At 70.5% G+C, this 18,409-nt stretch carries 17 protein-coding genes and 1 pseudogene; 7 read left to right on the top strand and 11 right to left on the bottom strand.

All coding sequences use genetic code 11. The features are described from left to right. Positions 1-7: 7 nt before the first annotated feature. A complete protein-coding gene (gene rsgA, locus OC490_RS04235; protein ID WP_410098571.1) occupies positions 8-1,075 on the bottom strand; it encodes a ribosome small subunit-dependent GTPase A in 1,068 nt (355 codons plus the stop codon). A gap of 725 nt (positions 1,076-1,800) precedes the next feature. On the opposite strand from rsgA, the gene OC490_RS04230 reads away from it, so the two are divergent. After that, on the top strand, positions 1,801-3,327 hold the full coding sequence (locus OC490_RS04230; protein ID WP_262056417.1) for a hypothetical protein: 1,527 nt from the start codon (positions 1,801-1,803) through the stop codon (positions 3,325-3,327). Here OC490_RS04230 and OC490_RS04225 read toward each other — a convergent pair. From OC490_RS04225 to OC490_RS04195, 7 genes and pseudogenes are all read right to left on the bottom strand, one after another. Further along, positions 3,314-3,688 carry an aldo/keto reductase gene (locus OC490_RS04225; RefSeq protein ID WP_410098534.1) on the bottom strand — a complete coding sequence of 125 codons (375 nt, stop codon included), beginning with the start codon at positions 3,686-3,688 and terminating at the stop codon, positions 3,314-3,316. The two genes, OC490_RS04230 and OC490_RS04225, sit on opposite strands and share 14 nt — an antisense overlap. Positions 3,689-3,706: 18 nt before the next feature. Then, positions 3,707-4,081, bottom strand: a complete 375-nt coding sequence (locus OC490_RS04220) for a DUF2255 family protein (protein ID WP_262056416.1) — start codon at positions 4,079-4,081, stop codon at positions 3,707-3,709. A gap of 61 nt (positions 4,082-4,142) precedes the next feature. After that, positions 4,143-4,391: a hypothetical protein gene (locus OC490_RS04215; RefSeq protein WP_262056415.1), complete on the bottom strand. Its 249-nt coding sequence runs from the start codon at positions 4,389-4,391 to the stop codon at positions 4,143-4,145. 201 nt (positions 4,392-4,592) lie between these two features. After that, positions 4,593-5,363 (bottom strand): glucose 1-dehydrogenase, encoded by a 771-nt coding sequence (locus OC490_RS04210; protein WP_262056414.1) that lies wholly within the window; start codon positions 5,361-5,363, stop codon positions 4,593-4,595. A 44-nt stretch (positions 5,364-5,407) separates the two neighbouring features. Further along, positions 5,408-5,872, bottom strand: a pseudogene (locus OC490_RS04205) (zinc-binding dehydrogenase); the annotation flags it as partial. 163 nt (positions 5,873-6,035) lie between these two features. Further along, the gene (locus OC490_RS04200; RefSeq protein WP_262056413.1) at positions 6,036-6,443 is read right to left on the bottom strand and encodes a cupin domain-containing protein; all 408 of its coding nucleotides are present in this window, start codon (positions 6,441-6,443) and stop codon (positions 6,036-6,038) included. A gap of 56 nt (positions 6,444-6,499) precedes the next feature. After that, positions 6,500-6,826 (bottom strand): carboxymuconolactone decarboxylase family protein, encoded by a 327-nt coding sequence (locus tag OC490_RS04195; protein WP_262056412.1) that lies wholly within the window; start codon positions 6,824-6,826, stop codon positions 6,500-6,502. Positions 6,827-6,976: 150 nt separating this feature from the next. On the opposite strand from OC490_RS04195, the gene OC490_RS04190 reads away from it, so the two are divergent. Further along, on the top strand, positions 6,977-7,876 hold the full coding sequence (locus OC490_RS04190; RefSeq protein ID WP_262056411.1) for a helix-turn-helix transcriptional regulator: 900 nt from the start codon (positions 6,977-6,979) through the stop codon (positions 7,874-7,876). A 36-nt stretch (positions 7,877-7,912) separates the two neighbouring features. Here the strand turns inward: OC490_RS04190 and OC490_RS04185 are convergent, their stop codons facing one another. After that, positions 7,913-10,102, bottom strand: coding sequence for a sigma-70 family RNA polymerase sigma factor (locus OC490_RS04185; protein ID WP_262056410.1), 2,190 nt, complete (start codon positions 10,100-10,102; stop codon positions 7,913-7,915). A gap of 203 nt (positions 10,103-10,305) precedes the next feature. Between OC490_RS04185 and OC490_RS04180 the strand changes: the two genes are divergently transcribed. The 3 genes from OC490_RS04180 (at position 10,306) to OC490_RS04170 (ending at position 14,173) form a co-directional block, all read left to right on the top strand. Continuing rightward, entirely contained in the window at positions 10,306-13,023 is a 2,718-nt protein-coding gene (locus OC490_RS04180) for a pectinesterase family protein (protein ID WP_262056409.1), read from the top strand. Positions 13,024-13,080: 57 nt separating this feature from the next. Beyond that, positions 13,081-13,353 (top strand): cellulose-binding domain-containing protein, encoded by a 273-nt coding sequence (locus tag OC490_RS04175; RefSeq protein WP_262056408.1) that lies wholly within the window; start codon positions 13,081-13,083, stop codon positions 13,351-13,353. 271 nt (positions 13,354-13,624) lie between these two features. Next, a complete protein-coding gene (locus OC490_RS04170) occupies positions 13,625-14,173 on the top strand; it encodes a hypothetical protein (RefSeq protein ID WP_410098532.1) in 549 nt (182 codons plus the stop codon). 21 nt (positions 14,174-14,194) lie between these two features. Here OC490_RS04170 and OC490_RS04165 read toward each other — a convergent pair whose 3' ends face one another. Then, a complete protein-coding gene (locus OC490_RS04165) occupies positions 14,195-14,626 on the bottom strand; it encodes a hypothetical protein (protein WP_262056407.1) in 432 nt (143 codons plus the stop codon). A 69-nt stretch (positions 14,627-14,695) separates the two neighbouring features. Further along, positions 14,696-16,216: an amino acid adenylation domain-containing protein gene (locus OC490_RS04160; protein ID WP_262056406.1), complete on the bottom strand. Its 1,521-nt coding sequence runs from the start codon at positions 16,214-16,216 to the stop codon at positions 14,696-14,698. 196 nt (positions 16,217-16,412) lie between these two features. Here OC490_RS04160 and OC490_RS04155 point away from each other — a divergent pair, with 196 nt between their 5' ends. Together OC490_RS04155 and OC490_RS04150 are read left to right on the top strand one after the other, a co-directional pair. Continuing rightward, the gene (locus tag OC490_RS04155; protein ID WP_262056405.1) at positions 16,413-17,162 is read left to right on the top strand and encodes an alpha/beta fold hydrolase; all 750 of its coding nucleotides are present in this window, start codon (positions 16,413-16,415) and stop codon (positions 17,160-17,162) included. After that, positions 17,159-18,397, top strand: coding sequence for an MFS transporter (locus tag OC490_RS04150; protein ID WP_262056404.1), 1,239 nt, complete (start codon positions 17,159-17,161; stop codon positions 18,395-18,397). The genes OC490_RS04155 and OC490_RS04150 overlap by 4 nt, the downstream gene beginning before the upstream one ends. The last annotated feature ends 12 nt before the right edge of the window (positions 18,398-18,409 follow it).

The following is an 18,409-nucleotide window of genomic DNA, read 5'->3' as shown; positions in this document are numbered from 1 at the left end:
CGGGCCGCTAGGCCCAGCGCCCCCGCTTCGCCTCCATCGCCGCCTTCCCCTCCGCCCCCTTCCGCTTCCAGTCGCGCCGCAGTTCGGCCCTGAGTCGGGCGTCGGTCTTGGCAACGATCCACTGGTTCTCGCGCATGAGCTTGCGGTAGCTGTCGAGCCGGCGCTCGGGCAGCTCGCCCGACTCGACAGCGGCCAGCACCGCGCACCCCGGTTCCGCGATGTGGGCGCAGTCCTGGAAACGGCACTTCCCCGCCAGTTCCTCGATCTCGGCGAACACCTGCCCGACCCCGGTCTGCGCGTCCCACAGTCCGACACCGCGCAGCCCCGGCGTGTCGATCAGGACACCGCCGCCGGGCAGGGCGAGCAGGTTGCGCGTGGTGGTCGTATGACGGCCCTTGCCGTCCACGTCACGCGTCGCCCGGACCTCCATCACGTCCTCGCCGAGCAGTGCGTTGGCGAGCGTCGACTTGCCGGCACCGGACTGCCCGAGCAGCACGGACGTACCACCCGCGGCGACCGCGGCAAGCACGTCGATCCCCTCCCCGGTCGCGGCACTGACACCGAACACCGGCACGCCCGGCGCCGCGGTCTCCACGTCCTGGACGAGATACGACAACGTCACCGCGTCCGGCACGAGGTCGGCCTTGGTGAGCACGACGACGGGCTGGGCACCGGACTCCCAGGCGAGCGCGAGGAACCGTTCGATACGGCCGAGGTCGAGATCCCCGGTCAGCGGTACGGCGACGATCGCGTGGTCGACATTGGCCGCGAGGATCTGCCCCTCGGACCGCTTGGAGGAGGTGGAACGCACGAAGGCGGTACGACGCGACAGCAGCGTCCGCACATAGCGTGGGTCGCCGCCCGCCGGGTCGACGGCGACCCAGTCACCCGTGCACACGACCTTCATCGGGTCACGGGGCACGACGAACTCGGTGTCGGCACGGACCGTACCGGCCGACGTGACGACATCGCACAGGCCACGGTCGACCCGTACGACACGGCCGGGCAGCAGACCCTGCCCGGCGAAGGGGGCGAACTCGGCCTCCCGGTCCGCGTCCCAGCCGTAGGGCTGCAGCGGATGCACGGAAGAGGAAGACGACGAGAACGAACCCGGGAGAGAAGAGAAAGACAAGGGGTGACCCTTCACAAGGGTGGCCCCGGCACCGCGCACCCAGGCGCGGGAAGAAAGGAGAGGTCAGCCGGAGACCACGGGAGTGGACTTGATGAACTTCCGGATGCGGGCAGCGCCCATCACAGAGACAGCCATCGGTCACACCTCCCACAGCACAAGCCAAGTCACCGGCGGCAGCGCAAGGTTGCCGCTCTAACAGCACCGACCTTAGAAGGTGCAACGGCCGCGACGCCAGCGAATTACCGCGTATCCATGGCTCAACACGGCCACGTCGTCCCGGAGACCCCGGCGGCCTGCGTCCATGCCGCTGAACCGTCGCGGTCAGCACACCAGCGGACGTGACCAAGATCCGGGCAATCCGTCCAACGACGGTGCGTGGGCAGCCGATCCACTGCGTGCCGAGGGCTACCGGCGGAATTCGGTGACCTGCGGAAACGCGGCCTCTGGCCTGGGGGATACCGCGCTGGTCCGTACGGATTCCCGGTGAACTTCTGGCCGTCGGCTGTCGCTGGTTCGGGTGCTCTGGAGAGGTTCCCAGAGTGGAACCCGTCTGTCAGCTGACGGCCACTCGGACGCAACCTTCCGGTGCTCTGACGTGTCCACGTGGTGTGCTGACGATACGTAGAACATGGCGGACAGCTGCTGCCGCCGCATTCGCGACCGCCGCTATGGCGGTCGCGACCCCGGCCGCACACGCCGCCGGAACGACGCTCGTCCTGGACACCCAGGAGAACTACTACCTCCCCACCACGGGCGAGGGCCCGAACCTGGACCTCGCCATCACCGCCTCGGGCGGCGACGCCCATGACGTCTCGGTCGCCATCGACGCGTCGTCCCTCGCCGGGAAGGCGACGATGGTGGTCACGGGGGACTGCGTGAGCACCGGCGCCCTGAAGGTGAGGTGCGACGTGGGCCCGCTGTCGGGCAAGGAATCGATCGACCCGTTCCTCCTGAAGCCCACCGCGGCCGCCAAGGCGGGCGACACCGGTGCCATCACCTACACCGCCACCGCCTCCGACGCGGCCACCGTGACGGGGAAGACGGACGTTCTGATCGGCGGGCCCAAGCTCGTCGCCCGGCCCTACCCGGCGCTGAAGGGCATCGCGCCCGGCGCCGTCTTCGAGCGCACCCCGGCCTTCGCCAACACCGGCACGGCCCCCGCCGACAAGGGCGTCATGCTGCTGGTGCAGGACTCGGAAGGCGTCTCTCTGGCCCGTGACCACTCCAACTGCCACTACTCGGACCGGCCCGACGTCGGCGCCTGGTGCCGGTTCGACACCCCGGTCGCGCCCGGCGCGGCCTACGAGACGGACGCGCCGCTGCGCTACACCGCTTCCAAGGACACGATGTACGGCTACAACTCCTACGTCGTGTGGCCGGTCGGCGGCTCCGCGCCCGGCTCCTTCGACCCGTCCGACTTCCCCGGGACCGGCACCGGTGCACCGCTCGGCCTGAAGTCCGTCGCCGCCGGCTCCGGATTCACCGGCTCCGGGTACGGCACCTTCGCCACCACCCAGCACGCCGACTACCAGGCGCTCGGCGACACGGTCGAGGGCAAGGTCGGCGAGACGGTGAGCATCACCGTGGGTGTGCGGAACAACGGGCCGGGCTGGATGAACTTCCGGTGGATGGACGCCGACGACTCCGGCACGTTCGTGGTGACCCCGCCCGCCGGCACGACCATCACCGGCGTCCCCGCCCCCGGCGAACAGGGCGACCCCGGGCCGCTGTGGAACTGCACACCGCGCAAGGCCGGCGCGAAGAGCTACACCTGCGACATCGCCAGCACGGACTTCAAGCCGGGCGATTCCGTGACCCAGGAGTTCACGGTACGGATCGACCGGGTCGTCCCCGGCGCGCAGGGCAGCGTGCGGGCGGTGGAGAACCCCGAGTACCCCAATCGTGACGACGACGCGTCGAACGACACCGCGACGATCACGGTGAAGACCACCGGCTCGGCGACATCCAGCCCGTCGCCCAGCGCCTCCGCGTCCCCGTCGGCCACGGCCACCGCGAGCCCGTCCGGCTCCGGGGCAGGAACCAACGGCGGGACGACGACCGGCGGCGGACTCGCCGCCACGGGCACGGACGGAGTCCTGCTGCGGGCGGGCGCCGCCGTCCTGCTGGTGGCGGGCGGTGCGCTGGCGTTCCTGGCGGCGCGAAGGTCGCGGACGCAGGGCGTCAACGGCCGATGAGGCCACGTTCAGTGCCGGCAAGGGCTTTCGCTACGCAGGAAAGTTCTGGAAGGGTCACAAGACGGCCCGGACCGTCGTGCATCGGGCCGCGCACCTTCGTGGCCAGGACGATGTCCTCGCGCCGTGAGTACTCGCGGATCGCGCGGCCGACGAACTCCTCGGAGGTGCCCGCCTGGTAGACGTTGGCGGTGTCCCAGAAGGTGATGCCCAGCTCGACGGCCTGCCGGAAGAACGGCGCGGCCCTGTCCTCGGTCAGCGCCCACGGGTGGGCACGCGGGACGGTCGGGTCGCCGTAACTCATGCAGCCGAGAGCGAGGCGGCTCACCTTCAGGCCGGTGATGCCGAGACGGGTGTACTCCATGGTGACGCTCCTTTGCGCCTATGCGGCAGGGGTGATGCGGACGGTCGTCGAGCGGGGGCCGCTGCGCAGCATCGGCTCCAGGTAGGGGCTGGAGGCGTACTTGACGCGGTAGGCGTCGTCGACCGCGTCGAGAACGGTGTTGTCCGCCGGTGCGAAGGCGACCTCGTGTTCCGTGCCCGCGACTCGGATGCGTCCGCCCTTCTGCGACAACACCGCTTGGTGCCAGCGGGAGTTGGGGCCGTTGTAGGGGCGGACGTAGAGGTCGCCGCCCGCGACGACGGACCAGATCCAGGTCGGTGTGCCGTAGGTGCGGCCGTCCTCGCGGTACGGCGAGATGTGCAGGTCGTCGGCGGCTGCGAACGAGCGCAGTTGCGCCCGGTTCCAGGTGCTCATCGTGGTTCTCCGTGTGCGGTTGGGGGTGGTGTCCCGGACGGGTTGGGGACAGGTGCCGGGGTCAGCTGTTCAGGGCGCCGCGCCGTTCGGGGAGGACGTTCGCGGTCGCGGTGGCGATGACGATCACCGCGGCGATGAACAGGCTTGCGCGGAGTCCGGGCAGGGGGTTCGTCCGGCGCGCGAGGAGGGTCCCGAAGGCGGTCACGGCCAGGGCGCCGCCGATCTGGCGGCTGGTGTTGAACACCGCGCTCGCCACGCCGAGGCGGCGGGCGGGGACGTTCTCCAGGAGCAGGCCGGCGGTCGGCTGCATGGCCGGCGCTCCGCAGCAACCGACCGGGATCATCACGACGACGATCAGAAGAAGCCCAGCACGGCGGCCGCGAGCGCGGTGGTGGCCGCGCCGCGCGAACCGGCGACGTCACCAGGGGTGGACGGCGACGTGGTGAGCGGGAGCACGGGAAAGCGTTGGATCCGTGCCGTCGTGGCCTCGGCCGCACGGAACGGCGACCGGTCAGCTCGTGGTGTATCCGCCGTCGCCGGGCAGTGCGACGCCGACCACGAAGCTCGCGGCGGGGCTGCACAGCCACAGCACGGCTGCGGCGATCTCGTCGGCCCGGCCCAGCCGTCCGATCGGCTGCTGCTTCATGATCTCGGCCATGGCCTCGGCCTGCCCTTCGAGCATGTCCGCGACCATCGGGGTGTCGATCACGCCGGGACATACGGCGTTGATGCGGATGCCCTTGGGCGCGTACTCGACCGCCGCGCTCTTGGTCAGGCCGATCACCCCGTGCTTGGACGCGTGATACGCGGCACGCTCCGAAAGCCCCACCAACCCGCCCAGCGACGAGCAGTTGACGATGGCGCCGCCGCTGCCCTGCTCCCGCATCCGGCGCAGTTCGTGCTTCTGGGCGGCCCAAATACCGTGCAGATTAACGGCGTTGACGTGATCGAAGTTCTCGGCCGTCTCGTCGGCCGCGTCGCTGGGCGGGACCTGGATGCCGGCGTTGTTGAACGCCATGTCCAGGCGGCCGTACTCCGCCACCGCGCGGTCGACCGTCGCGGCGGCCTGCGCCTCGTCCGTGACGTCGCAGACGACACCGATAGCCCGGTGACCGGCCGCCGTCAGTTCCTCGGCCGCGTGCTGTACGGCCTTCTCGTCGATGTCGGCCAGGACGACCGCGGCACCGGCCTCGGCGAAGGCGCGGGCGGTGGCGAGGCCCATGCCGGAGGCGGCGCCGGTGACGAGGGCCACCTGGTCACGGAAGTCGTAGGTCGGGGTCATGAGAGGTGATTCCCATCGTGGATCGCGGGTCGTGGGTCGGCGGGTCAGGGGCGCAGCAGCGTCTTGACGGCGCGGCGCTCGTCCATGGCCCGGTAGCCCTCGGCGGCCTGGTCCAGCGGCAGGGTCAGGTCGAAGACCTTGCCGGGCTCGATACGGCCGTTCAGGACCCGGTCGATCAGGTCGGGCAGGAAGTGGCGTACCGGGGCGGGGCCGCCGCGCAGGGCGACGTGGGAGAAGAACAACTCATCGCCGTCGATGGCCACGTCGTGCGGGACGCCGACGAAGCCGACGTTGCCGCCGGGGCGGGTGGAGTGGAGGGCCTGGCGCATGGATTCCTGGGTGCCGACGCACTCCAGGACGGCGTCCGCGCCGATGCCTCCGGTGAGGTCCTTGATACGGGCGACGCCGTCCTCGCCGCGCTCGGCGACGATGTCCGTGGCGCCGAAGCCGACGGCCAGTCGCTGGCGGGAGGAGTGGCGGCTCATCGCGATGATCCGCTCGGCGCCGAGCGGCTGCCGGCACCCGGGCGAGGGGAACAGGTCGGCGTTCCATCAGCTCGCCCGGTGGCGTGAACAGCGCGTCGCGACGGTCCGGCCGGCGGCGCTCGGCGGCGAGTCGGCCGTCACGGCGTTGTCGAGGCGGCAGGTGGGGGTACCGCTCTGCGGTCTGAGCTCAGCGCGAGGTACGGGTGCTGGTGCGCGGGCCGTCGTACTCGGCGTCGGTGACGTGCTCCAGCCAGTTGACGTCGTCGCCCTCCCACAGGGCGAGGTGCTCCATGAACTGGTCCGGGCTCGCGCCGTGCCAGTGCTCCTCGCCGGGCGGGCAGCCGATGGTGTCACCGGGGTGGGCCTCGATGATCACGCCGTCCCGGGTGCCGACCAGGGCGACTCCGGACACGATGTGCAGGGTCTGCCCCAGGCCGTGGCTGTGCCAGGCGGTACGGGCGCCGGGTGCGAAACGGACCATGTTGGCCCGCGCCCGGGAAGGCTCCTCGCCCCGGTGGATCACGTCCGCCCAGACGTCACCGGCGAACATGTGCGGGGGCAGCTTCATGGTCGCGGGCTGCTTGAGGATCTCCATGGTGGTACGTGCTCCTTGCGTCGGTGTCAGAAGGGGGCGTGCAGGTGAGAGTGGGGTCAGGCCGTGCGGAACAGTTCCCGGGCCACCGTCAGGGCGGACATCGCCCTGGGCCAGCCGGCGTAGAACGCCATGTGGGTGATCGTCCCGATGATTTCCTCCTCGGTGACGCCGTTCTGCCTGGCCAGCGGGATGTGGAAGGTGAGCTGCTCACTGCTGCCGCTGGTGATCAGACTCGCCACGGTCACCAGGCTGCGGTCCCTCGGGGACAGCTCCGGGCTCTTCCACTCCTGCCCGAACAGCACGTCCTCGCTGTAGCCGGCCAGTGCGGGAGCGGTGTCCCCGAACAGCTCGCGCGGACCCGGGGACTGGGTCTTCTCCGTCATCGTCCATGTCCTTTCCACCGTGGCGCGTCCTGCGCCATTACCGATGAAACTGCAGGTCACGCGCGCGTGGAAGGACTCGTTGATACGTGTACTGCCAGTACACCCCTCAGCCGGAGACACCACCGGACAAGCCGACGTAGCCTCGAAGCCATGGACAACCGGAGCGAGGTACGCGAGTTCCTGACCAGCCGCCGCGCCAAGATCACGCCCCAGCAGGCGGGCCTGCCCGCCTACAGCGGCAACCGGCGAGTCAAGGGGCTGCGCAGGGAAGAGGTCGCACTGCTCGCCGGCGTCAGCGCCGAGTACTACGCCCGCCTGGAGCGCGGCAACCTCTCCGGCGTCTCCGAACCCGTCATCGACTCCCTCGCCCGCGCCCTCCAGCTCGACGACGCCGAGCGTGCCCACCTCGACGACCTCGCGCATACGGCGAACACCAGCCGCCGGCCGGCACGCCGACGGGCGCCGCAGGCGATCCGCGCGAGCCTGCAGCATCTGCTCGACGCGATGACCGAGGCCCCGGCCTTCATCCGCAACGGCCGCCTCGACATCCTCGCCACCAACCGGCTCGGCCGCGCCCTGTACGCCCCGGTCTTCGCCGACCCCGCCCGGCCCGTCAACCTCGCCCGCTACGAGTTCCTCAACCCCGGCGCCGCCGACTTCCTGCCCCAGCTGGAACGCCAGGCGGCCGGAGCAGTCGCGCTGCTGCGCACCGAGGCCGGACGCGACCCCTACAACCGGGACTTGACCGACCTGGTCGGTGAACTGTCCACCCGCAGCGAGAAGTTCCGCACCCTCTGGGCCGCCCACGACGTACGCCTGCACCAGACCGGCATCAAGTACTTCCACCACCCCGCGATCGGCGAACTCACCCTCCCCTTCGAGGCGATGCCCATCCCCACCGAGCCCGGCCTCACCCTCACCGCCCTCAGCGCCGAACCCGGCACCCCGGCCCACGACAGCCTTCGACTGCTGGCCAGTTGGGCCGCGACCCTCGACCAGGACGACCAGACGGACACCGCCGCCGTCGGCGACAACGAGCGCAGCGCGTAGCACGCCCGATCCCCCACGAGGGCACACGCTTGGTGATCAGGACGTCAACACCGCGCCGATGGACGGGTCCTTGCTGTTGCCGAGGAAGGGCGTACTGGGCAGTTGCCCGTCGCGGCGGCGCGGGGCGGTCGCCGAGTCGGCGTCGGCGGTGTGCAGTGCCGCCGCCGTCCAGCCCGACTGGTCCCAGGAGTTGCCGCTGTGCCGGGCTTGCGTGCCCAGCCAGTCGTCGGGGTGGTTCGCCAGGGCGAGGTTGCGCTGAAGTGTCGCGGCGGAGTGGACGAAGGCGAAGCCCGCCGCGCCGTTGCGGTAGGCGGTGTCGTTGGTCAGTCGGGGTGTTCCCGAGCTGCCGGTCTCGGTGAATCCGAAGCCCGCGTTGTCCCAGGCGGCGCTGTTCGAGGCGACGTGGGCGACCCGGATCCCCGCGTCGCCGCCGAGCTTGAAGCCGCTGCCTCCGCCGGAGAAGGTGGCGATGCCCCAGCGGTTGACGCCGTTGCCGAAGGCCCGGCTGTGCTCGACGGTCACGGCGTCGCCGAAGCCGCTGAGGTCGACGCCGTCGCCGGAGTTGTCGTAGATCCGGCATCCCCTGACCCGGTTTCCGCTGCCGGAGCCGTCGTTGAACACCAGGCCGTCGATGTGTCCGCCGGTGGAGCCGGTCTCGTGGTTGTCGTAGAAGTCGCTGTCGAGGATCAGGTTGTCGCGGGTCCCGGCGCCGTGGAGCACCAGTCCCGTCCCGGCGTTGCCGTGCACGCCGAGCCGGGCGAGGACGTCGTCGTGGCAGGACGTGCAGACGTACGGGTTTCCCGGGGAGTCGACGATCTCGATGCCCTGCACGGTGACGTGTCCGCCGCTCTGGGCGATGAGCGTGCCGGTGGCCGGGAGGTCCGATCCGTCGAACACGGGTTGCTCGTCACGGTAGTTGCTCACCGTGATCCGGTGCCCGGCGGTGCCGGAGGACGTGAGGGCGATCGTCGTCGCGGGGCGGTAGGTGCCTCCGCGGAGGGCGACCGTCTGGCCCGGGCGGGCCTTGGCGACGGCCCGGGTCAGCGTGGCGAAGGGGCGGGCGAGTGTGCCGGGGTTGGCGTCGTCGCCGGTGGGGGCGACGTAGTAGTCGGCGGTGGTGACGCCGGAGTAGGAGGGGGACGCGGTCGTCGGGGTGGCGGACGGTGTCGTACCGGAGGGGGCCCGGCCCGGCTGGCGCGACGGGGCTCCGGCACTCCGGGCCGGGCTCTGCGCCGCCTCGGTTCCGTGGGCGTGCGGCGGTAGTTGATGGACCGTCACGCCGATGACGACGGCGAGCGTCGCGGTGGTGCCGACGGCCACGGTCGCCGACTTCGCCGAGATCCGGGCCAGTGCGTGGTGCAGGGTGTTCAGCAGCGAGGACGCAAGTCCGGGGGTCACGGCGTGCTGGCTGACGAGACCCGGGATCGATGCCACCAGGGCGGCCGGGACGGCGAGGGCGCCGATCCGGATCGGCAGGTCGTCGATCGACCGCCAGGCCAACGCCGCCCCGCACTGCGGGCATTGGGCCACATGACGATCGAGCCTGGTCAGCAGCCGTCCCCCCGGCACTCCCCTGCCGCCGCCCGCGAGGGAGTCGAGTTCGGCGCACCGCGGCCGGGCCCGCCAGGCGGCAAGCACACCGACGGCGACTTCGAGTTTGGCCTTCATCCGCTGGATGCGTACGGCGGTGTGCGGGACGGTCAGGTTCAGCGCTTCGGCGACCTCCGTGCGGGTCAACTGGCCGGCGGTCTCCTGCCACCACAGCGCCAGCGTCCGGCGCTGCTCGTCGCTGAGCCACTGGCTGGCCTCCAGCAGGTCGCTGCCGGCCCGGGACAACGTCTCGCGGTCGACGGCGAGTTCGGCGAAGTCGCCGACGGGGTCGGGGACTTCGGCCGCGTCGGCCACCTGCGTGTGGCGGGCCAGCGCGGCCTTGTTCCGGCGCCTGTGGTCGTGCATCTGCCGGATCGCGATGGCCACGATCCAGGACCGGAACCGCTCGGGGTCGCGCAGTTCGGGCAGCGCCCGCATGGCGCGCAGCATGGTCTCCTGCACGACGTCGTCGACGTCCGCGTGCCCGTGCAGACCGCGCCCGACGATGTTGTAGATCAGCGGCAGATACTCGCGGAACAGGGCGGTCCGCGCGTCGGCGTCGCCGGACCGGGCCGCGTTGACCAGGTCGGTCGCGGACGGGTCGGCTCCGGGCGGACGGGCCGCCGTATCGGTCATGGGTCGTGCCGGAACCTCGCGCAATGCGCCCTCACAGAGTGATCCCTCAGATGGAGGCGGTCATGATGGCACAGGCGTGCGAACGGACCAAGATCAGGCAGGAGCAGCCCCGTTCGTGCCTCTGCAGGAAATTCGTGGTGCCGAACTTGTTATGGCCCGCCGGGGTGCGTCGTCTCCGTGGTGACAGCGGAGAAAGGAACGGCATGTACCTCAGACGTGGCAGACGGGCCCGGAGCAAGCGGGCCCAGTGGCGCATCGCGGCGGCCGGCGGGGCGGCACTGGTCGTCGTGGGCGGTGTCGCGACGGCGGCCACCGTCGTCACGGGAACCAGTGGGCAGACGGCCGAAGCCAAGGCCGGCACCTACACGCTCGCGGTCGCCAAGAGCGGGCTGTGCATGGACCTGGTCGGCAGCAGCGGGTCGAGCGGTGCGCTGATCCAGCAGTGGGGTTGCGGCCAGAACCAGGCCAACCAGCAGTGGACGCTGGTCGACCGGGGATCGGGAAGGTTCGCCATCAGGTCCGCCGCCAGCGGACTCTGCCTCGACGTCCCCGGCGGCTCCACCGCCGACGGGGTCCGGCTCCAGCAGTGGGGCTGCGGAACCGACCAGGCCAACCAGCTCTGGACGGTGAAGCCTGCGCGCGACGACACCTTCCAGATCGTCAACGTCAACAGCGGTCTGTGCGTCAGCGACGCGAAGGCGAGCACCGCGTCCGGCGCCGCCGTCATCCAGGAGACCTGCACCACCAACAGCAACAAGCGCTGGACACTCACCCAGGCCGGCACCGGTACGACGACCGCGACCCCGAGCCCGGCCGCAAGCCCGTCCGCCAGTAAGGCAACGGGCACGACGATCACGGTGGCCGCGGACGGTTCCGGTGACGTCACCACCGTCCAGGCGGCGATCGACAAGGTCCCGGCGAACAACACCGGGCCGGTGACCATCGCCGTCAAGAAGGGCACCTACCGGGGCGTGTTCACCGTCCCGAGCAACAAGCCCTACGTCACCCTGAAGGGCCTGGGGACCAGCGCCTCCGACGTCGTACTCGTCGAGAACCACGGGGCGAGCACGAAGAAGGCGGACGGCACGACGTACGGCACCTTCGGCAGCGCGACGGCGTTCGTCGACGGGCACGACTTCTCCGCGTCGAACCTCACGATCTCCAACGACTACGACTACGCGGCCAGCCCGAGCCAGGCGGTGGCCCTGAGCCTGTCCGCCGACCGCGCGGTCCTCACCGACGTGCGGCTCCTGGGCCACCAGGACACCCTGCTCGTCAACGACTCCGCGCGGGCGTACTTCTCGAAGTCCTACGTCGAAGGCACCGTCGACTTCATCTTCGGCGGCGGCATCGCGGTCTTCGACCGGAGCGACATCCACCAGCTGGGCAGCGGGGGTTACCTCACCGCGGCCAGCACTCCGGCGACCCGCACCTACGGCTACCTCTTCTACAAGTCGAACATCACCGGAGCCGGAACCGCGGGCACCAGCAGCCTCGGCCGCCCGTGGCGCCAGGACGCGCAGGTGCTCTACCGGGAGTCCACCATCGGGGCGTTCGTCAACACGGCCCAGCCGTGGAGCGACATGTCCAGCGCCGTGTGGACGAAGGCGCGGTTCAGCGAGTACAAGAACACGGGTGCGGGCGCGACGGTCAACTCCAGTCGCCCGCAACTGACCGACTCCCAGGCGGCGAACTACACCCCGCAGAAGTACCTGGCGGGCTCGGACGGTTGGAATCCGACCGCCACGTCCACCACGACGAGCCCGGCGTCCGGCACGGTCTGCAAGCCCACCGCCTACGGCGCGAAGGCCGACGGCACGACGAAGGACACCGCGGCCCTGCAGAAGGCGATCAACGCCTGCGCGGGCAAGGGCACGGTCGAGCTGACCGCCGGCAAGTACCTCTCGGGCGCCCTGACCCTGGCCGCCGACATGACGCTCCAACTGGACTCCGGAGCAACCCTGTTGGCCTCCCAGGACGCAGCTGACTACCCGCTGTCCGGCGGCAAGCCGACCCCGCTCCTCGGCGGTTCCGGGGTGAACAACCTCACGATCACCGGCGCGGGCACGATCGACGGCCAGGGTGCCCCATGGTGGACCCTGATCAACCAGGAGAAGGCCGCGGGCAAGACGCTCTCCTCCCGCCCCGGCCTGGTCTCCCTCAGCAACGCCTCGAACCTGAAGATCACCGGGATCACGCTGAAGAACGCCCCCAACGTCAACATCACCGTCAAGAAGGTGACTTCGACCGCCATCGACGGCATCACCGTCCAGGCCCCGTCGGACGCCCCCAACACCGACGGCATCGACGTGTGGTCGTCTTCCGGCGTCGCGGTCACCAACAGCACGATCGACACCGGCGACGACAACATCGCCATCAACTCCTCCTCTGAGGGCCCCTCCCACGACATCTCACTGAGCGGCTGCACGATCCTGCACGGCCACGGCCTGTCCATCGGCAGCTACACGGCCGGCGGCATCTACGACATCGACATCCACGACAACACCCTCAAGGGCACCACCGCCGGAGTCCGCATCAAGTCCGCGCGGGGCAGGGCCGGTGAGATCCACGCCGTCACCTACAAGAACCTGACGATGACCGACGTGACGACCCCGATCCAGATCACCGGGTACTACCCGTCGATCCCGGCGGACGGCGACGCCGCCCAGACGATCAACAGCACCACCCCGAACTACCACGACATCACCATCGCCAACATCACCGCGACCGGCGCCAACACGGCCGGACAGATCGTGGGCGTACCGGAACGGCCGATCACCGGACTGACCCTGACCTCGGTGAACATCACCGCGAAGACGGGCCTGACCGTGCGCAACGCCACCGTGAGCACGACCTCCACCACCATCAAGCCGGCCTCGGGCCCGGCGTACGTCGTGCAGAGCAAGGCCACCGTCAAGTAGCGCCGACGTGCTCCCCGACCCCGCCCGTCGGGGAGCACGTAGGGAACGAACCACCCGATGAGACCACCCCGTGCGTCTCACCGCCTGAGGCACCGCCTCCTGCGCCCGGTCCCCCTCGCGGTCGCCGCCGCACTCGTGGCCGGAACCGGCGCGCTGGTACCGCTGCTGGCCAACGGCGCCGAACCGACCTGCGCGGTGGACTACAACGTCGCCGGCCAGTGGACGGACGGCTTCCAAAGGACCGTCGGAATCACCAACAGGGGTGTGCAGCAGACCAGTTGGACCCTCACCTTCGAACTCGGCGGAGGCGAGAAGATCACCCAGGGCTGAAACGGCGACTGGCAGCAGTCCGGCACGACCGTCACCGTCAAGAACACGAGCTGGAACGGCACGTTGTCCCCGGGGAGACCGTCGCCCCCAGCTTCAGCGAGTCCAGCAGCCCGACACCGACGCCGACGCCGACGCCGACGCCGAGCGAGACCACCACCTCGGCCACCCCCACCCCCACGCCACGGCCACCGCGATCACCACAGCCGCGAGTGCCGCCGAGTGGAACCCGCCGTCCGGCATCGACGAGCAACTCGGCGACACCTGGGACCACATGGCCTCGACGTACCCGGACATCTACGGCTTCAAGAACTACCGCTACAACCAGTGGCCCTACGCCTCCGTGCAGGTCAAGGTCGTGGGCTGGGCCGTCAAGGACCGCTCCACCCTGAAGGGGGACGACGACTCCGTCGACATCTACGCCGGCAACCTCGACGAGGGCGGCGCACCCCAATGCGCCGAACCCTGCGGCCGGTTCTTCCACCAGGACGGCGACTACTCCCAGTGCCCCGGCAAGGCGGCACACCACTACGACGAGTCCCTCTGGCTCACCAAGGGCATGGGCTTCGGCGACGCCGGCGGCGACTGGGGACAACGCCTGCACCAGGAGTACTTCACGAACGCCCTGGACGAGGAGAACCTGCACATCTACCTGCACGAAGTCGGCCGCACCTTCGGCCTCGACGACTTCTACGACTGGACCCCGACACCCGACGTCGGCGGCTTCATCATGAACGCCGGATCGGCGACGGAGATCACCGAGTTCGACCAGTGGATGATCCGGGACTTCTGGCGCCACATCAAGAACCGCTACGGCTACTGACCTCGGCGTCCGGCTCGGACCTCAGGGGGTCACGTCACCGACCGCCCGGCCCGCCGGGACCGACACCGCCCCGGCCGGGCGCTGGCCGTCTCCCGCCCAGACGTCTCCGCGGATCAGCAACTCGCCCGGTACGGCGCGGTGCACGGCGAGATAGACCTCGTCGCCGGGCACACCGAGCAGTGTGCTCAGCTCGTCGCGCAGCAGCCGCAACAGCCGCCCCACGGTCTCCTGCGGATAGGTCTCCTTGCAGGTGACGAAGCCGATGGGGGCGCGCGCGCCCGCGGCTGCGCGCTGCCATTCCGGGCGGTGCGACGCGTCGGCGCCCAACTGCTGCCAGGTCACCCAGCAGTGCTCCACCGGAATGCGCAGCAGCCCGGTGACCGCTTTCGCGACCTGCGCCAGGCCGGTGCCGCCCGGGCTCGGGTCGGGCGACATGAGGGTGATGACGGGCATGGCACAACGCCTCTCTGTGGCGGAGGGGGTGGGTACGGGTTCTCGCTCATTGGCAGGCGGGGGAAACGGTCAGCCCGGGAGCAGGGCCAGCAGTTCGGAACGGTCGACCTTGCCGTTGGCGGTGACCGGCAGCCGGTCCACCCGCCGTACGACGTCCGGCACCGCGTGGGCGGGCAGCAATTGGCCGAGCGAACGGCGCAACAGCACGGAGTTCTCCGTGCCGTCGGTGCGGTCGGAGTCCTCGGTGGCGGAGGTGTAGAAGAGCGCGAGCCGTTCGTAGGTGCCCAGTCGTCCGGGTACGGGGACGGCCACGCAGTGCGTGATCCCCGGCAGTCCGGCCGCGTGCGCCTCGATCTCCTCGGGCTCGATGCGGTAGCCGCGGATCTTGACCTGCCGGTCGGTGCGGCCGGTGAAGTGGAGGACACCGTCGGCGTCGCGGAAACCGCGGTCGCCCGTCCGGTAGAGGCGCAGGTGCGCGTCGGCGACCCGGGCTTCCTGGAAACGGGCTTCGGTCAGGGCCGGGTCGCCGAGATAGCCCAGCGCCAGTCCGGCCCCGCTGACGCACAGTTCGCCCACGTCACCGGGTGGGCACACGCCGCCGGTGTCGTCCAGTACGTGCACCGCGGTACCGGGGACCTCGCGGCCGATGGGAACGCCGTACTCCGCGTCGCAGTCGTGTGCGGCGATGGGATGGACGGTGGCGAACACACAACTCTCCACCGGGCCATAGCCGTTGAGCAGCCGGATCCCGGGGTGCCGGTCGAGGAAGGCGCCGACGTGGGCGGTCGACAGTTTCTCGCCGCCGATGTAGAGGCGTCGCAGGCCCTGGAAGCAGTCCGGGTCGATCTCGGTGAAGAGGTTGAAGAGGGAGGCCGTCAGCCAGCCGGTGTTGAGCCCGCAGGTGTCGACCGCCTGCCGCAGCATGTCGGGCAGGAGGTAGTCGTCCCTGGCTGTGACGCAGGTGCCGCCGGTCGTGAGCGTGCCCCACAGTTCGAGGGAGAAGGCGTCCCAGGAAGCCGGTGCGGCCTGCAGCATGACGGTGCCGGGGCCGAGGGCGAGCGGCCCGTCCGGCGTGAAGAGACGTGTGGTGGCCGCGTGCGGTGACACCACTCCCTTGGGGGTGCCGCTGGTGCCGGAGGTGAAGAAGACCGCCGCGGCGGCTTCCGCCGGTCCTTCGTACCCGCGGAAGCCGTCGCCCCCGGCGTCGGGAGCCGACAGCTCGGCCGGGGGCCGCCACACCGGCTGCCGCGCGGACATCTCCGCCAGGTCCGTCACCAGCACGGGAGCGTCCAGCTGCCCCAGCACGCCGTCGACCCGCTCCCGCGGCCATCTGGGGTCCAGGGCCGCGTAGCCGGCGCCGCACTTGAGTACCGCGAGCAACGCGACGTACAACCGGGCGGATCGCGGCAGTTGCACGGGGACCAGCGTGCCCGGCCCGGCCCCGGCCGCTGCCAGGTGTCCCGCCCAGTCGTCCGCGACCGCGTCGAGCGTCGCGTAGTCGAGGCGGATGTCGCCGTCCACCACCGCGAGGGCCTCTGGCGCCGTCCGGGCCTGGTGCGCGACGGCCTGGTGTATGAGTCCGACTCCCATGGAAGGCCCTCCAGATCTGCCGGTGGCAAAACCCTGGGCGACCGAATTCCCGGCAGCCCTCAACAGATATACGGGCCCCTCATACCTGGTGTCACGTACCCGGTTCCGGGGACGGCTGCCGGCGTTGACTTCACGGGCCATCGATCGTGAATCTTACTGAGGCCGGGTCGGCCGGACATTCGAGGGGGTTTGTTCGATGAGGGCCTTCACACAGGAAGCACGCATTCTTCCCAGACCGCTTCTGGCAGGACACAGCAGCGGCATAGAGCTGCTGGACCACGACGCCGTCCCCGGGCTGCCCGGAGCCGGCGGAGCGCCGGGAAGCATGCTGCTGCTGCACGGCTTCGGCGGTGACAAGGGGCAGTTGAGGCCGGTCGGCGACGCGCTCTGCCCGCCGGGTTCGGTGGCCGTCCACCCCTCCCTGCGTGCCCACGGCGACAGCCACCGGCCCAACTGGGGTTACTCGGTGCTGGACTTCGCCGCCGATGTGCACCGCTTCGCCGACGCCCTCCCCGGCGAACTGCACCTGGTGGGCTACTCGTACGGCGGCCTGGTGGCGGCCGTCTCCGCGGTCACCTGGGGTGCGTCCCAGGTCCGCAGCCTGGTCGTGATCGACCAGTCCTTCGACGCGCACCCCGCCCTGCACGTGGCGGACGAGTGGGCCGAGGGAAGTCTGCTGCGCTGGACCTACGACTTCGGACACCTGCCGGATCTGCTGGAGCGGCTGGGCATTCCCGTCCTGGTGCTGGCGGCCGAGGAGAGCCGGAACATCCTGGCCGACGAGCGGGAGCGCCTGTCCCGGCGCGACAGCGCGTCCCTGCGGCTGGAATTCATCCGGGGCTCCCATTCCGATTGCCATCGCAATACGGACGAGATCACCGCCGCGATGCGCGATTTCTACCGCGATCACTTCCCCGCGTCCCACGAAGAGAAAGAAACACCATGAAATCCTCCTTCATCGAGGAGGGGCCCGCGCGCACCCTGGTGCTCGGCACACTCGCCAACTCCGTCGGAAACGGCGTGTTCCTGACGTGTTCCGCGCTCTATTTCATCCGGATCGTGGGTTTCTCACCGGCCGAACTGGGCCTCGGGCTCAGCATCGCCGGGATCGCGGGCCTCTTCGCCGGAGTCCCCTTCGGCCATCTCGCCGACCGCAGGGGCCCGCGCGGCACCGCGGCGGCGCTCCTGATACTGGCCGGCCTCGCCACCGCCGCGTACCTCGCGACCGACTCGTACCCCCTGTTCGTCGTCATCGCCTTCCTGTACGCGCTCTTCGAGCGCGGCGCGCACGCGGCGCGCCAGGCGCTGATTCCGGCGGTGCTGAGCGGCGAGAGTCTGGTGCGGGTCCGCGCCAAGGTCCGGGTGGTCACCAACGCCGGGGTGTCGGCGGGAGCCGCGCTGGGCGGGCTGGCCCTGCTGTGGGACACCAAGGCTGCCTATCAACTCACGTTCGCCGGGAACGCGTTGAGCTTCGTCGTGTGCGGGCTGCTGTTCCTGCGGCTGCCCGCCGTGCCGCCCTCGCCGGAGCGCCCGCCGGGTGAGCCGCGGCTGGCGGTGCTGCGCGACACCCCCTACGCGGTCCTCGCCCTGATCAACATGGTGATGCTGCTGCACATCCCGATCCTGGAGGTGATCCTCCCGCTCTGGATCGCGCTGCGCACCGACGCACCGCACTCGCTCACCGCCGTGCTGCTGCTGTTCAACACCCTCGCCGTCGTCGCCCTTCAGGTGCCCGTCACCAAGAAGATCGACGCCCTGGAACCGGCGGTCCGCGCCTTCCGGGTGGCGGGCGTCGTCCTGCTCGCCTGCTGCGCGGCCTTCGCCCTGTCGGCCGGCCGCGGTGCGGTGACGGCGACGGCGGTGCTGGTGGTGGCCGCGGCCCTGCACGTCCACGGCGAGATGGTGCAGTCGGCGGGCTCCTGGCTGATCGGCTACGAACTCGCTCCCGCGGACAAACAGGGCCAGTACCAGGGCCTGTTCAACACCGGAATAGCCGCCGTCCAGATGTTCGGCCCGGTCTCGCTGACCCTGCTCCTCATCGACTGGGGCAGGCCCGGCTGGCTGGTGCTCGGCGCGGTGTTCCTGGTCGGCGGACTGTCGATGGCACCGGCCGTCCGGTGGGCGCAGAAGCGCCGGGCCACCGCGGACGCGGCCGGTGCGACGGCGGTCACCGCCGTCTGAGCGCTCCGGGGC

Origin of the sequence: Streptomyces sp. STR69 (genome assembly GCF_024519455.1) — a bacterium.
In the GTDB taxonomy this organism is placed as follows: domain Bacteria; phylum Actinomycetota; class Actinomycetes; order Streptomycetales; family Streptomycetaceae; genus Streptomyces.
Note: the sequence above shows the minus strand (reverse complement) of the source record. Positions and strands in the feature narration are given on the sequence as shown.

Coding starts and splice junctions, on each gene's coding strand:
- OC490_RS04230 (WP_262056417.1), top strand. CDS start 1,801: ATGGCGGTCGCGACCCCGGCCGCACACGCCGCCGGAACGACGCTCGTC.
- OC490_RS04175 (WP_262056408.1), top strand. CDS start 13,081: ATGAGACCACCCCGTGCGTCTCACCGCCTGAGGCACCGCCTCCTGCGC.
- OC490_RS04225 (WP_410098534.1), bottom strand. CDS start 3,688: ATGGAGTACACCCGTCTCGGCATCACCGGCCTGAAGGTGAGCCGCCTC.
- OC490_RS04155 (WP_262056405.1), top strand. CDS start 16,413: ATGAGGGCCTTCACACAGGAAGCACGCATTCTTCCCAGACCGCTTCTG.
- OC490_RS04200 (WP_262056413.1), bottom strand. CDS start 6,443: ATGGAGATCCTCAAGCAGCCCGCGACCATGAAGCTGCCCCCGCACATG.
- OC490_RS04185 (WP_262056410.1), bottom strand. CDS start 10,102: ATGACCGATACGGCGGCCCGTCCGCCCGGAGCCGACCCGTCCGCGACC.
- OC490_RS04215 (WP_262056415.1), bottom strand. CDS start 4,391: ATGCAGCCGACCGCCGGCCTGCTCCTGGAGAACGTCCCCGCCCGCCGC.
- OC490_RS04160 (WP_262056406.1), bottom strand. CDS start 16,216: ATGGGAGTCGGACTCATACACCAGGCCGTCGCGCACCAGGCCCGGACG.
- OC490_RS04180 (WP_262056409.1), top strand. CDS start 10,306: ATGTACCTCAGACGTGGCAGACGGGCCCGGAGCAAGCGGGCCCAGTGG.
- OC490_RS04210 (WP_262056414.1), bottom strand. CDS start 5,363: ATGACCCCGACCTACGACTTCCGTGACCAGGTGGCCCTCGTCACCGGC.
- OC490_RS04165 (WP_262056407.1), bottom strand. CDS start 14,626: ATGCCCGTCATCACCCTCATGTCGCCCGACCCGAGCCCGGGCGGCACC.
- OC490_RS04170 (WP_410098532.1), top strand. CDS start 13,625: ATGGCCTCGACGTACCCGGACATCTACGGCTTCAAGAACTACCGCTAC.
- OC490_RS04150 (WP_262056404.1), top strand. CDS start 17,159: ATGAAATCCTCCTTCATCGAGGAGGGGCCCGCGCGCACCCTGGTGCTC.
- OC490_RS04220 (WP_262056416.1), bottom strand. CDS start 4,081: ATGAGCACCTGGAACCGGGCGCAACTGCGCTCGTTCGCAGCCGCCGAC.
- OC490_RS04190 (WP_262056411.1), top strand. CDS start 6,977: ATGGACAACCGGAGCGAGGTACGCGAGTTCCTGACCAGCCGCCGCGCC.
- OC490_RS04195 (WP_262056412.1), bottom strand. CDS start 6,826: ATGACGGAGAAGACCCAGTCCCCGGGTCCGCGCGAGCTGTTCGGGGAC.